This window comes from Marinobacter sp. bablab_jr008, from assembly GCF_016464145.1.
Taxonomy (GTDB): domain Bacteria; phylum Pseudomonadota; class Gammaproteobacteria; order Pseudomonadales; family Oleiphilaceae; genus Marinobacter; species Marinobacter nauticus.
Map to the genome: position 1 here is coordinate 16,528 of NZ_JACDWW010000089.1, position 13,337 is coordinate 29,864.

The window sequence follows — 13,337 nt, forward strand, 5'->3', positions numbered from 1 at the left end:
CCTCAGACCCGCGCCCGGCCTAACAACAGTTTAAGCAGGGCTTTCCACCCGGGGAGAAAAAAGAAGTTATATCGCAAACCGGTCAGAACGTCCTTTAACGGTTGGAAAAAAAGCTTCTCTGCGGTTGCCAGGGACATCCCACGGCTAACATACATATCTGCCCATGCATTTGCCTGCACAGCTTTTGGTAGGGCATTAGGATGTGTCTCCAGGAATTTATTAAGAATCAGGAATGCGTTCTTATATCTGCCCCTGTAATTCTTTGACATCTGTCCTGGCCAGATTCTGTAGGTATAAGTTTTATCTGGTACGTACTGGAACTGCCAATTCATTGAATAACGTAACCACAAATCCCAATCAATACCCATGGGTAAATCTTCATCGAATGCACCATCCTCCTCCATACAACTCCGGCGGATCACAGCCGTTCCGAATGGTACGAAGTTTTTAATAACCAGCTTATCTGTTACCACTCCGCTATAGCGTTCATAGGGTGTTTCCTTGTCTACTGGCTCTCCGTGCTGATCAATATAAGAAACTTCGCTATACACGACGCCTACATCCTCGTTGTCAAAGCAGGGTATCTGTACTTCAAGTTTATGTGGCTGCCAAAGATCATCTGCATCACAAAAGGCAATGAAGTCCCCTTTTGCCTCTTGTAGCCCTCTGTTTTTCGCCTGCGGTTGGCCTTTGTTTTCTGTTGGAATGTAGCGAACCCGGGGATCCCCTCCATACTTTTTCATTTGTTCACGGGTATCGTCCTCGGAACCATCATCAACGACTACGACTTCGAGGTTAGTCCAGGTCTGATTCAGAACGGAGTCGATTGCAAGAGGCAGGTACTGCCCCATGTTATAGGTTGCTATCACAACGCTAACCAGCGGTTGCTCATTCATATTCAGACCTTACAAATTGAAAAACGGTATTTTCCTGAGGGCTCCTGGGGGATTTTAACGACGTCTTTAATGATAAGACTTACCGATTCGCTAAAAACCTCCCGCATTGCATCAACCAGCATCGCATCAGACTGATTGGAATAGTCTTGGCCCTTGACCCGGTTAATCACAATTTCATCACGGCTGGTTTGCACCAACTGCATCTGCTCAATTCCGGGCACTTTCGTTAATGTTCTCTCTACAAGAGAGATGCCAGCGACCTGACCGCCTTCCGGCAACTTGAGAAAATCCGCCACCCTACCCTCAAGCCTGTCGAGTATTGGCAGTTGCCTGCCACACTTGCAGGTCTTTTCACTAAATACCCCAACATCTTCCACCCGATAGCGAATCAAAGGCATGGCAAAGTTGTTCAGGTCCGTAACCACAATCTTGCCCGGTTCCCCTGGTTTTACTGGCTGATCATTCGCATCCAGGAATTCCACTACGAGATGGGGCATGTTCAAATGCATGCCCTGGTGCTCTTCGCACTCGCAGGCTATCAAGCCAACTTCTTCACACCCATACCGATTCGTGACCTTGCACCCAAACGCTTCTTCAATGATTTTTCGTTCATGCTCCAGAAGCATCATTGATGTCGCTACGATTGCTTTTGGACGAAGATCAACAAGCCCTTTATCCAAAACATATCTGGCAAACAAGTAAATAGAATGGGCGTGGCCAAAAATAGCTTTGGGGCGCTCCTTTCGCCATCTGGATACAAAATCGGCCATGCTTTGGTTGTTCAGGTTCATGGTGTCCAGATAAATCGTCCGGTCCATGAGTTTGAGCCGTAAGCGCTGCTTCATTCCTATAGCTACGGGCGGATTGCCCCATATGGCAGCCTTTTTCTCACCCGGTAACCAGCCTGCCCATTTATCCGCCCACATCTGCGCTGCATTCCGGCGTTGCTGGCATTTTTCGTCGAAAAACAAGTTCAGTGAAACTCCGGTTGAACCGCCCGTTTTGGCAGTTACAAGAGTCTGTTTATCAAATTCATCACTGATGAATTGATTGGTCTGATTGCGCAGATCCTGTTTTGTGGTAACCGGTAGTCGCTGAAAAGTCTCCCAGGTTGATAGATCTCCCTGGGCCAGTCCCAGTTCACTAAAAACCTGTTGATAGAAGGGGCTATGTTCACGGGCGTACTTTAAAAGCACTTCAAGACGGTTGAGCTGCAGCTCACGAAGCCGGTCGTAGGGCCACCATTGCTGCATATCAAGAGCGGATAGCTCTGCCAGTCGTATACTCCGATCCTTCAGATCCCAGAGAGGATAGAAGACATGTCTTGATAGCTTTTCGATCATGCTAACGTCCGGTACTTGGTTTTCTGGCTTTGTAATTTTGTACCAGCTGCATTCCCTGCGGCTCGTTCAATGAAATAACGAGGGCGACGCTTGGTTTCCATATAAACTTTGGATACGTACTCTCCAATTACGCCAAGACTCAGGATTTGTATACCGCCAAGCAGGTACATTGGCAGAACGGATGATGCCCAGCCCGGGATAGCCTCATCGGTGAATAGCCTAATGCCAAGCGCCCAAATAGAAATCAGCATGCTGAATATAAAAATGATGAGCCCAAGGCCCGCGATAAAGCGCAATGGAACCGCCGAAAATGAGGTGACCCCGTCTAGCGCAAGTGCCAGCATTTTCTTGAGAGGATATTTCGATTCGCCTGCGAACCGCTCAGCCCTGTCGTAATAGACCTCGGCGGTTGAAAATCCGATGGTGGGAATGATTCCCCTCAGGAAGAGATTCACCTCTTCATACCGACGCAACGCCTCTATCGCCCTTCGGCTCATCAGGCGATAGTCGGCATGATTAAACACGATATTGACGCCCATTTTACTCAGAAGGTAGTAGTACCCTTCAGCAGTCACACGCTTGAAGAAGCTGTCAGTGGTGCGTTTCTTTCGAACGCCATAAACAATCTCATTGCCACTGTAGTACTCCTTGACCATGGTGCGAATCACCGTAATGTCGTCCTGCAGGTCAGCATCAATGCTTACTAATACATCGCCTTCGGCATTCTCAAGCCCTGCAAGCAGTGCATTCTGATGGCCCCGGTTCCTGGCCAGTTTAAGGCCGCGCACCTGGTTTGATTTGGCAGACAACTCCTTGATTATTGGCCAGGTGTTGTCTTTGCTGCCATCATCCACCAGGCATAGGTGACTGTCAGGATGTATCAGGTTTTCAGACACCATGCTTTCCAGCAGTCCACCAAGCTGCTTTACTGTCTCCGGTAGTACTTCTTCCTCGTTATAGCAGGGAATAACCACAGACAGAACAATGGGAGTTTCAGTTTCAGACATCACATCCATGATCCTTTATTGAGCGATAGGTCCAGTGCTTGTGAGCGATGAAGTTCCAGATAACCACCGCGCCGGTCGCCATAATCTGAGCAGCAATGTAGAAAACTGCCAACAAGTCGGTAAGTAAGAAGATCAGGCTGCTATTCAAGGCGAGGCCAACAATGGCAACAGCCACAAACCTTGTAGCCGCATGTGCATGCCTTGCGGTACTGGTAAAGGTGAAATAGTAATTAAGTGTATAGTTAAAAACGCCGCTGACGATGTAACCAATCGTAGAACCCACGAGAGCGCTTGCCTGAAACACTTCTACCAGAAGAATCAGTATTCCATATTGAATGAGTGTTGCGACACCACCCACGCCAAGAAACTTTAAGAACCTCATGCAGGCAACTCCATTTTCTGGCTCTGCAAAAGGCTGCTGTAAACCCGCCCATGCTCAGCCAGACAATTGTCCCAACTATATATCCTCTCTACACGGCTTCGCGCAGTTCTGGCCAACTTCTCCCTGAGTTCAGGCTGCTCTATTAAACGGATCAAAGCATCGGCCAAGGCTTGTGGGTTGCCAGGCGGCACGCTCAAGCCGGTTACGCCGTGTTCAATCAGTTCAGTGTTTCCACCCACCTCAGTTGCAACAGACGCGACACCACGGAACATATACTCTAGCAAGGCGTTGCTTAACCCCTCCGAATCTGAGCAGATCACGCCAACCTGTAGCCTGGCCAGATATCCGGACACATCCTCAATTCGCCCGGCGAAAATCACTCGGTCACTAATCCCCAGCTCTTTGGTCAGCTTTTCAAGTTCAGGACGTAAGTGGCCATCCCCCAGTATATGCCAGCGTATGTCGGGGTACTCTCTGTGAACGATGCCGGCAGCACGAATAAAAAGGTCTGTTCGCTTCACGGCTCGGGTCATGTTGCCAACAATTCCGATATCCGTTGTTACTCCGGTGTGCTCCTGATATCCCAGTTTGGTCGCATCAACACCGTTTCTGATCACGCGTGCTCGGTTTACGTCGATACGGAAGATGTCGGAAAAGTGATTGAGAACAACGTCCGCATTCGCAAGATATCCATTCATTAATCCGTAGATCCATCGGAGTAGCCGTGTCTGGCGCGAATCATTCCAGAATGCCAGGTCCCGAAAGCAGGCAATTCTGGCCGGCGTGCCAGCTATTCTGGAAGCCAATCCAGCAAAAATTGTTGAATCCTGAAAAAAAGCCTGAACAATCTGAATGTTCTCCTCTCGTAAGAAGCGAACGAGAAACCACAATGATCGCAATCCGGAAGCCGAAAAAAGTTTGGGCACATGCAGATCCAGATGCTGGCAATTTTCCGGAATCAATACAGGATCGGTTGGGCGGATCGTCAGCAGATAAGGGGTATAGCGATCACGATCCAGGTGATCAATCAACCCGGTTAATTGCAGTTCAGTTCCTCCACGAACGAGCCTGTCAATACTAAAGAGTATTTTGATTGGAGGCTGACTGACAGCAGACAAAGTCTTCATGCCAGCGCTCCCTGCAGAAGGTTCTGATAGATACTGTTATATTTTTTATGCATCGCTTCGCTGGAATACCTGGCCTGCATTTTCAGACGAGCACTTTCTGACAAGCGATGACGGAGGGGTTGATCTTTCGCCATTTTTTCAATTGCTTTGGCAAGCGACGCTGGATCTTCCTTTGGAATGATCAGCCCGCTCTCGCCGTCAATGACAAGTTTGGGGACATCACCCACAGCGGTAGTAATCGCGGGGACACCGCGTGCGGTGCTTTCCAGCAAGATCATAGGCATGCCCTCGTCCAGAGAGGGCAGCGCAAACACGTCACTGATGGCGAGCAATTCGGGTATATCCTGCCGAAACCCGAGAAGCATTACGTAATCCTGCACTTCTAGCCGCTCGATCTGCTCGAGCAACGATTCTTTCAGCGTTCCTTCTCCAGCGATCAGCACTTTAACTGGCAGCTTACGCTCTTTAAGCAATGCTGCGGCTTCTATAAGAGTCCATTGTGCCTTCTGGCGGGTCAACCTTCCTGCACTGAAAACACAAAATTCATCGCTTTTTACGCCCAAAGATTTCCGGAGTATTGAGGCTTCGCCGGGGTTCGCCAGAGCTCTAATTGATACGCCGTTTTCAACAACCTCCACTTTTGATGGCGGAACCCCGCTGCTTATTAAGACTCGACGGATATCATCAGACACGGCCACAACACAGGGAAACCAGCGGTAAAAATGCTTTTCAAGGGCAATCAAAACCCTTGTTTTTAATGCGGTTTGGTTCATTTCAAACCAAAGATGGCAGGTAGCGATAACTGGAATGCCAGACAGAATCCGCAAGAGAAAACCATAAACTGACGGTTTATAACCATGGGAGTGGATCAGTTCGACGTGCAGTTGTTTTAGGTCCCTGGCGATCGTCGGGAGTGCAAGGAGAAAGCGACGATTTGGAATCACCAGCTTTACAGCCTCAATGCCCTCATTAACAGCGGCATCATAAAGATCATTCTGCTCTGCTTTATTGCTGACAATGCAGCCAACAACGGGCACCAGCGCTCCGTCCCGAAGCATTTCCCGGGACAGATTCAGGATGACTCGCTCCGCTCCATAAAGTCCACCACTCTCAATAAAGTGAAGAATCTTCGGAGGTTTTACTGAAACTTCACTCTTTGCGTTTATAGACGTCGTAGGACAATCCATATCCGCCACCTCCCGGGCCTGTCAGCGAAATGAGAAGTTCGTACTCCTTTGCTACAAGGTAAGCAAGTTGCTCTTCGCCAGAAATATCGAAATGCTCTTGCAGAAAAATGTAGTCGACGTTTTCGAAAGGAATCAGCTTTTCCATGACATCAGGCAAGAAACTGTTATAGCCAAAATACCGGTAACCCGCGGCTGATTGGAAATTAAGCATATCCAATAACCTGTATCCCGCACGCTCTTCCCAGAGCCGAATGTGTCGGTTGGTGAAAGACTCACCGCTAGCAACGGAATCAGCATAGCCAGATTCGAGAACCTGCTTGTATTGCAGAATAGCACTGGTGTTCAACGGCAGATTGAGTGCTGTATATCCGAGAATGTAGATGGTCTCGTCCGGCGCAACGTTCTGAACCACCCAACTGCGTAACTCATTGAATGGTACATTTCTGAAAGCTTTTCCTTCCTGCCACACCTGGGTTGAGAAAACCCCCAGCAGCACTGCCAAGGCCGTCAGACGCCAATAAGGTCTGGAGAGATACACAAGTGTAAATGCTGCGGCAATGTAAAACAGAGGCAAAGCTGGCAACATCCAGTATCCGCGGAGTACCCGGAGGCTGGCAAAAAGGAGCAGCCATAGAATGCTCAAGAAGACAATGCTGATTACTTTGGGATCACCTCTCAGTTGGGGCAAGCGGCGCACACGCCAAGTCGATGCGATGATCAGAGGAACTATCAGCCAACCCGTGCCTCGCAACAACGTGATGAACTGATCCCCCCACTCTAACCATGGTGATGCGTCATCACGGGCGTTTAGCAAGCGAAGCTTGATGTAGAGGGCTGGATCAAAAATTACTGAGCCGGCTGAAACTGAAAATACCAGCACGGAAACCAGGCCGAACCAGAAAGCACGCCTGGCCGCTTCTTTAAAACCAAGCTGTCGCCATAGATCAAGGCAGATGAAAATGACGAAAAAGGCACCATGCAGTTTCATGCCCGTGGCAAGGCCCAACATTGCGCCACTTAGAATCAGCGTTTGCTGGTGTAGGCCGAAGCCAGAGCGGTAGTAAAGCAGGAGGCCGGCAACTGCGAAGAAAACAGTCAAGGTATCAGGCCGCGCAACAACGTAGGCCCACAGGGTATTAAAGCTGAGCAAATACAAGCTGCTAGCTATAACTGCAATCCAGTTTGCCTCGGCATGCCGCTTCGCCACTTCTTTTGCCAGCAGAAAAACAAGGACCGCGGTTAAAAAGTCGACAAAAAGCATGATCGACCGGTATGACAATACATAGGGGTCCGGATTGGTGCGAAAATCCCGGTAGGCATCAGCAACCAGGTTTAGGCTCAGAGCACCTTCCTGGCCAGAATTTATAGCAACATAGGTTGCTATTGAGGATATTCCGCTTATCCAGCTCTCAATGTACATTCTCTGAGGCGGCGCCTGCCCGAACCAGACATGAAATCCCCCTTCATATTTCGTACCGTCATCAATCGTGACATAAGGTGCGCCCACATCAAGAACGCTTATTTTGTTTCCAAATGAAAAGAGAAAGGCAAACAACAGAATCAGAAAAGGTAAATATCGAACAAAACGGTCAGATTCGAATATTGTCTTCGAGGCGTTGTCATTTCTGTTATTGATTTGTGTCACTGCTCAACCCTTCCTTGGATTCCATACAACCTTCTTTTCACCCTTCAAAAAAGCTATCACGGCCTTGTAGGACGCAATATTCAAGAGCGCAAAGTAGTAAGGTATTGAGTAAGCTACAGACAGCGATTGGGCTTTGCTTTCCCGTCGGAAACCGGTCCAGGCCAAGAGCGTGAATGTAACGAACCCTACAAAGGCCAGGGTATAAATTCCCCAATCCGGCGCAAGTAGTAACGTGCTGAGCGCCAAGGTCAATAAGGGTACAAACGCGGTGTATCGCAATAATTTATGGGAAATGAGCTGCCAGGCGAATAGCGGGCCATTCAGGGGGTTCATCAAGTGCTTCATGTCTTTTAGTGCCCAGAGTGCTCTAAGGCTGACCCTTACCCGCATGCTGAACTCACTGTCGCTGTCGTTCAGAGCTTCTTCTTTCAGCAAGGCCCTCGATTCGTAAACTACGCGATAGCCCATCTCAACAACTTTTAAAGGCTGTACGAAATCCGGTAGCTGATCAGCATTCAGGGGTTGGTAGAGGGATTTGCGCATAGCGTCTATCCCGCCGTCCACGCCTACCACGGAACCTATCCGGGTCTCCTGCTTTCGCAACCAGTTCTCGTATTTCATGTAGGCGCTGCAGCCGTCGCCCACCAAAGAGCCGTCGTCGTTAACATAGACCATTTTGCCGGTCGCATAGCCCACATCCGGGTCCGCGAAATTGCTGCACAACCGGCTTACGGCCTGTGCGTCCCATTGGGAGTTTGCATCGGAGAACAGGATGATGTCGCCGAAAGTTTCTGGCACCAGGGTATTTAGCCCAGCGGTCTTTCCCTGCCTTGGAACCTGTCGGAACAGCCGGATGGGGAAAGGTGAACCTTGCGCAACTTCCCGCACTATCTCATCCGTGCCGTCCTCGGATTCATCGGAAATTACCAGTAATTCCATCTTGTCTGCGGGGTAATTCAGGGCCAGTTTGTTTCTCAGAGTCGCCTCAATGTCGTTTGCCTCGTTATAGGCTGCAATCAGGATCGAAACGTTGGGCTTGTAATCCTCACTTTTTCCCACAGGGCGATTGGCCAGTTTGGCCACAGCGCTCGCCAGCAGAGGATATCCAAAGTAGATATAGAACAGCAGCGTCAACGATAGCCAGAACAAAAACTCCATCACAGTTCCGCTCCAGACGCTTCTGCTACTGACAGTTTGCTTTCGGTTGCGGAATCCAGGACCCCCTGGCTTCGCAACACTTCACTCATAGTCGTGAAGTTAAAGTGGTCCAGCAACTTTGTGAGGCGCTGTTCGCAGACATCCAGATTGTTGTAGTGGCGGAAACGGGAGAACCACTTAACATCCAACCGAGGCTGCCCGGGGTCGATTTCCCACGGGTGCAGATAGAACACAAATGGCTGACCCTGGCGGTTAATGCTGCCAAAGCCCCATCGGCTAAACCAGTATGGAAACAGTCGGAAATACCCACCACCAGCAATGGGCAGCGTGTAACCGGGAAGCTTCAGTGTGCTGAGAGGGAATTCAGCTAGCTCATACCCTTTGTCTGTTGTTAACCGGTGTGGCCAGCGCTGTGTGCCTGGTATACCGTATCGGTCGTGGTGCACGGGAAAAATGGATGAGTCCCACACAAATCCTTCTTCGGCCAGTATATCCAGCGCCCAACGAGACTGATTGGTAATAGAGTAACTGGCAGCCCGATAACCCTCGATCCGCTCGCCAGTGATGTCTTCCAGAATCCGCTTGGAGCGTCGGGTTTCCTCTCGGAAAACATCGGGAGTTTGATTGTAAATCAGTTGGTGGCTGTAACCGTGACTAGCCACTTCATGGCCAGCCTTCTGGATATCCCGCACCAACTGAGGTGATTTCTCTGCCACCCACCCAAGGGTAAAGAAGGTTGCTCGGGTGTTGGCACGATCCAGCAGTTCAAGCAACCGGTTAGTGTTTGCTTCAACCCTGTACTCCATCGAGTGCCAGTCTCTCCGCTGCACAGCCTCTGCCAACGCCGCTACCTGGAAATAATCCTCAACGTCGATGGTGAGCGCATTGTGAAACTGCGAAGAGTTGTTGCTGCCGTTCATGATGCTTTCCCTACATCAAAAAAACTGATAACCCAGAGATACAGATGCCCAGTTTTCTTCAAACCCCCTTCCTGCAACATCGCTGTCTTCCCTGTCATGGCCAACCGAGGCACTCAAGGTCATTCGAGATGTCAATCGATACCTGGTGCTAATTGCGACCGATACCTCGGTGTCTTCAGAGTCATCAATGGAGTACCTGTTAATACGATAACCGGTATCGACAATGACCGATGTTAGGGTTGAAACCGGCCTTGAGTAAGAAATACTAAAACCAAGGCTGTCCTCACTGTTTTCACTTCTTACAAAGTCACTTCTATCTGCAAATGCTCGGGCCGACAGATTCGACCCATCACTAAACTGCTTCTGCAATCCCGCTGTCGCGGCGGTAACCTCAACGGCCGCTGTATCAGTCAGGTTGAAACTGAAGTCATCGAAATCCACCCCGAGTGTCGATGTCTGGTCCGTTAGTTCCCGCCGAACACTTAGTGAAAATCGAGCAGTCGGATTTATCTGACGATCGACACCAAGGCTTACCGTGATGCCATCGGTTTCAATTTCCTGCTGGCCCAGCCGGGACGTCAAACGGTTAATCCCGACAGCGCCGTTTATACTCGTCACTGCCCAACTCTTATTGAAGGTGACGCTCAGGCTTTCTTTGTCCAGCTCCTCTTCCGTGTCTAATTCAGCTCGTTCGACACTTCCAGACAGCCCGGCTCCCAGGGTGGGGCTTAAATTGTGCAGGTAGGAGGTAGTTCCGATAATGCGATTACTATCGGGATCACCTTCTTCTTCAAATTCGGTATTTACATAGCTGGCTGAAAGCGAAAGCGTGTCTACTGGAGAAAGTTGAACTGAATATAAAGGCCCCGTACTGAAAACATTTTTTCTAGTTCTGTTATTGGGCGTGTCAGCCTCCCTGCTGTCCTCTGTTTGCTGAGTAATTACGTTAGAAGCACGCCATTGAATTCTTTCGGATATATTGCAAATGCCATTCAGGCCGCCACTGGTATAAACCTCTGGATCAAACGTCTCATTCACCCACTCTCCGTATCCGAGACTCACATCCGCACCGGTTTGACATTTTGCACCCGCGCCTTCATGGCTGAAATCTACCGTAACACGGTTCTCCAGATCGGATTCCTCGTTGGATGAATCCAACCGGGAATTATCGGAATATCGGCTTTTAACTCCTCCGGACAAGCTATTCGTTGCCGCAAGAAGTTGAGAAGAAGTTATAGCTAAAAAAAGGGTAACGACGATCGTGACGCGATGGATCGTCCATGACCCGTAACGATTATCCATTTATTACAGCTCCCACAAACTTGTCTGGGTCAAAGCTCTGGGCAGCATCAGCAATTGCGGCCGGTGTCAGCCGTCCGTGTGGAACCACCAGCATAGAATAGTCACAAAGCTCAGCCAAAATTCGTGCATCGGGCGATTCATTAATAGGCGCCGTGTCCAAAACAATGAAACGATCTGGATAGCGTCTTCGAACCGCCTGAAGAAACTGCTTCATCCGAAATGAAGTGAAGAATTCAGCAGGAGCCTCGCGCTTACTACCCGCGGGTATTAGTCGCAGTCTAGGAATGCCAGTGGGGTATATAATACGACCAATGTCGAAATCTGCATCCTCGAGGAAGTCCGTCAAACCTGTTTCTGGCGACAAATCCAATGGAAAATGTTGGGTTGGATTACGAAGATTGCAATCAATAATCAACGCTGTCTTCGCATGGTCGAATGCAAATGCTGCGGCCAGGTTCAATGCCATAAAGGAAGTACCCACACCTTCGCAGGCGCCACTGACCACCATGGTGAAGTTATTACCGCTCGAAAGCTCAACAAGCTTGGTTCGTAAATGCCGAAATTTATTTACCAGAAGTCGATTCGGCGACTCAGGGTAAATGATTCTACGCTCATCCAGATCGTCATGCGTTAGCCGTCTCGGCTCCTGCATCTTTACGATCTGCTTACTGATTACGTATTTATCTACTGCTCCCGCTCCAAGTTCTAAGGAACTAGGAACCAACATCCTCGAGTCATCGGTTCTCAATTCTTTGTGAAAATCACTCGTTGGCTCCCGCCTACTTGTATGCCCGGCTTCATCGGCAGCATCGTGCTCTCGTTTCAAATCCGTCATCAAATTACCCCTAGCACTTCAGCAACGGCAACAGCGATATAGACAGAAACTGCTATAAGACAAACCACAACGACCGCAACAGTTACCCTTCTCTCACGTCGCTTTTCGTAGGGTGTTCGGACTTTTGGAATTTCAGCAAGGACAGGGAGCCCCAGATCCTCTTCCAGCTGTTCCCTCGCACGGACTCGGGGATCGATCTGTAAAAGTCCCGCAATGGTCCCGAAAGGGAAAAGGATCCCGAGAAACAGACCTGCGACTGCAAAAGTCGAGAATTTCATATCATAAGGTTGCATTGGGTACTGCGCTGATTCATAAATCTCGTAGTTCAGACCCTGGCCTTCTACATCTAAGTGCATAGAAACTCTTGCTTTTTCCCTCCTCCGAAGTAAATCGTTGTATATCTGTTTGTTAACCGCCATGTCACGTGTTATTTCGGCATATTGCGTTTTATTAGCCTGGATTCTATCCATCCGAATTTCTTGCTCTACAATCAGGCTTTTCAGGGATTGAATTCGGGTATCGATTGTTTGGAGGTCGGCCCTGGCTCGTGCAAGCGACAGCCGAAGTTCCTGGTAAAAAGGGTTTGCAATTTCTTCCCCGGGAACAGACTGTTCAGAAGATAAGCCTTGCTCAAGCGCTTCCTTCCTTTGCTCTTTCAATTCAAAAATTTGTTCTTTAAGAATTATGATGTCGGGATATGTGTCCAAGTAGCGTAGTCGTAAGTCATCGAGTTGTGTCTCAAGTTGGCTAATACGCTTTTGATATGCGTCAGACGTTCTGCCTTGTCTAACCATTGGGTCAATATTTGACAACTGACCTTGCAGAGATTCTACTCTAGAACGAAGCTCTCTTCTCTCCAGCTCTGCGAGTTCGAGCTGATTTTTCAAGTTATTCATGCGGGAGCTCGCTTCCTCTTCCGTTCCCTCCTTGTTTTCAGACAAGAATCGCTCTAATCGCTTTTCAACTTCAGCTATTTGTTGCTCATAGCTTTTAACTTGCTTATCTATAAAATCGTAAGCATTACGGCTTTCAATACGCTTACTTGCTGTACTTTCCTCGATAAACAGTTGTCCCAAACGTTGGGCGACCCTAAATGATTTTAGAGGAGATTCCGAACTATAAGTAATTGCAAAATATGACCCTCCGGTCCTCTCCACACCTAGGTTTGATCGGAGCTTTCCGATGCGTGATTCAATGACTGCATCAGAAGCGTTCCATGCTTCCTCTCCAAAAATCTCGGGGTCGGTTGCAATTTTCGTCAATAAATCTCTATTGGATAACATTTGACGAGCAGAAGATGCTTGCTCACTGATCTCCGTCGTGACCGCACTCCCCTCCATTAAGGGCCTGATAATATTCTGATCATCAACAAATATCGTGACTTCAGAACGATACTTATAGGGCCAAACAAACCCTGCCGCCAACACAGTAAAACTGGCCAGTAGAAAGGCGAAAAATACCAGCCATTTACGAGACCGTATCTCTCGGATAACTTCAACCGGCATATTCGATAATGGAAGGGCCATCTGTGCTAC

At 48.9% G+C, this 13,337-nt stretch carries 12 protein-coding genes; all 12 read right to left on the minus strand.

The window, feature by feature from the left end; genetic code table 11:
* Positions 1 to 2: 2 nt before the first annotated feature.
* Genes JIF53_RS18070 through JIF53_RS18125 form a run of 12 tightly spaced genes read right to left on the minus strand, consistent with a single transcriptional unit; the run spans position 3 to position 13,328 of the window.
* Positions 3 to 896 carry a glycosyltransferase family 2 protein gene (locus JIF53_RS18070; RefSeq protein WP_199453853.1) on the minus strand — a complete coding sequence of 298 codons (894 nt, stop codon included), beginning with the start codon at positions 894 to 896 and terminating at the stop codon, positions 3 to 5.
* A 2-nt stretch (positions 897 to 898) separates the two neighbouring features.
* On the minus strand, positions 899 to 2,239 hold the full coding sequence (locus JIF53_RS18075; RefSeq protein ID WP_199453855.1) for a phenylacetate--CoA ligase family protein: 1,341 nt from the start codon (positions 2,237 to 2,239) through the stop codon (positions 899 to 901).
* Entirely contained in the window at positions 2,236 to 3,246 is a 1,011-nt protein-coding gene (locus JIF53_RS18080; protein WP_199453857.1) for a glycosyltransferase family 2 protein, read from the minus strand. The genes JIF53_RS18075 and JIF53_RS18080 overlap by 4 nt, the downstream gene beginning before the upstream one ends.
* A complete protein-coding gene (locus JIF53_RS18085; RefSeq protein WP_199453859.1) occupies positions 3,239 to 3,628 on the minus strand; it encodes a GtrA family protein in 390 nt (129 codons plus the stop codon). The genes JIF53_RS18080 and JIF53_RS18085 overlap by 8 nt, the downstream gene beginning before the upstream one ends.
* Positions 3,625 to 4,755, minus strand: a complete 1,131-nt coding sequence (locus JIF53_RS18090; protein WP_199453861.1) for a glycosyltransferase — start codon at positions 4,753 to 4,755, stop codon at positions 3,625 to 3,627. The genes JIF53_RS18085 and JIF53_RS18090 overlap by 4 nt, the downstream gene beginning before the upstream one ends.
* On the minus strand, positions 4,752 to 5,942 hold the full coding sequence (locus tag JIF53_RS18095) for a glycosyltransferase (RefSeq protein WP_199453863.1): 1,191 nt from the start codon (positions 5,940 to 5,942) through the stop codon (positions 4,752 to 4,754). Before JIF53_RS18095 ends, JIF53_RS18090 begins: the two co-directional genes overlap by 4 nt.
* Positions 5,905 to 7,587, minus strand: coding sequence for an ArnT family glycosyltransferase (locus JIF53_RS18100; RefSeq protein ID WP_199453865.1), 1,683 nt, complete (start codon positions 7,585 to 7,587; stop codon positions 5,905 to 5,907). The genes JIF53_RS18095 and JIF53_RS18100 overlap by 38 nt, the downstream gene beginning before the upstream one ends.
* Positions 7,588 to 7,590: 3 nt before the next feature.
* The gene (locus JIF53_RS18105; RefSeq protein WP_206769657.1) at positions 7,591 to 8,745 is read right to left on the minus strand and encodes a glycosyltransferase family 2 protein; all 1,155 of its coding nucleotides are present in this window, start codon (positions 8,743 to 8,745) and stop codon (positions 7,591 to 7,593) included.
* Entirely contained in the window at positions 8,745 to 9,665 is a 921-nt protein-coding gene (locus JIF53_RS18110; RefSeq protein WP_199453869.1) for an XrtA system polysaccharide deacetylase, read from the minus strand. Before JIF53_RS18110 ends, JIF53_RS18105 begins: the two co-directional genes overlap by 1 nt.
* A gap of 15 nt (positions 9,666 to 9,680) precedes the next feature.
* Positions 9,681 to 10,967 carry an outer membrane beta-barrel protein gene (locus tag JIF53_RS18115; protein ID WP_199453871.1) on the minus strand — a complete coding sequence of 429 codons (1,287 nt, stop codon included), beginning with the start codon at positions 10,965 to 10,967 and terminating at the stop codon, positions 9,681 to 9,683.
* On the minus strand, positions 10,960 to 11,802 hold the full coding sequence (locus tag JIF53_RS18120) for a polysaccharide biosynthesis protein (protein ID WP_228285624.1): 843 nt from the start codon (positions 11,800 to 11,802) through the stop codon (positions 10,960 to 10,962). Before JIF53_RS18120 ends, JIF53_RS18115 begins: the two co-directional genes overlap by 8 nt.
* Complete coding sequence (locus tag JIF53_RS18125) at positions 11,802 to 13,328, minus strand: XrtA system polysaccharide chain length determinant (protein WP_199453873.1); 1,527 nt, start codon at positions 13,326 to 13,328, stop codon at positions 11,802 to 11,804. Before JIF53_RS18125 ends, JIF53_RS18120 begins: the two co-directional genes overlap by 1 nt.
* Positions 13,329 to 13,337 lie beyond the last annotated feature (9 nt).

Coding starts and splice junctions, on each gene's coding strand:
- JIF53_RS18085 (WP_199453859.1), bottom strand. CDS start 3,628: ATGAGGTTCTTAAAGTTTCTTGGCGTGGGTGGTGTCGCAACACTCATT.
- JIF53_RS18070 (WP_199453853.1), bottom strand. CDS start 896: ATGAATGAGCAACCGCTGGTTAGCGTTGTGATAGCAACCTATAACATG.
- JIF53_RS18110 (WP_199453869.1), bottom strand. CDS start 9,665: ATGAACGGCAGCAACAACTCTTCGCAGTTTCACAATGCGCTCACCATC.
- JIF53_RS18115 (WP_199453871.1), bottom strand. CDS start 10,967: ATGGATAATCGTTACGGGTCATGGACGATCCATCGCGTCACGATCGTC.
- JIF53_RS18080 (WP_199453857.1), bottom strand. CDS start 3,246: ATGTCTGAAACTGAAACTCCCATTGTTCTGTCTGTGGTTATTCCCTGC.
- JIF53_RS18105 (WP_206769657.1), bottom strand. CDS start 8,745: ATGGAGTTTTTGTTCTGGCTATCGTTGACGCTGCTGTTCTATATCTAC.
- JIF53_RS18090 (WP_199453861.1), bottom strand. CDS start 4,755: ATGAAGACTTTGTCTGCTGTCAGTCAGCCTCCAATCAAAATACTCTTT.
- JIF53_RS18075 (WP_199453855.1), bottom strand. CDS start 2,239: ATGATCGAAAAGCTATCAAGACATGTCTTCTATCCTCTCTGGGATCTG.
- JIF53_RS18095 (WP_199453863.1), bottom strand. CDS start 5,942: ATGGATTGTCCTACGACGTCTATAAACGCAAAGAGTGAAGTTTCAGTA.
- JIF53_RS18125 (WP_199453873.1), bottom strand. CDS start 13,328: ATGGCCCTTCCATTATCGAATATGCCGGTTGAAGTTATCCGAGAGATA.
- JIF53_RS18120 (WP_228285624.1), bottom strand. CDS start 11,802: ATGACGGATTTGAAACGAGAGCACGATGCTGCCGATGAAGCCGGGCAT.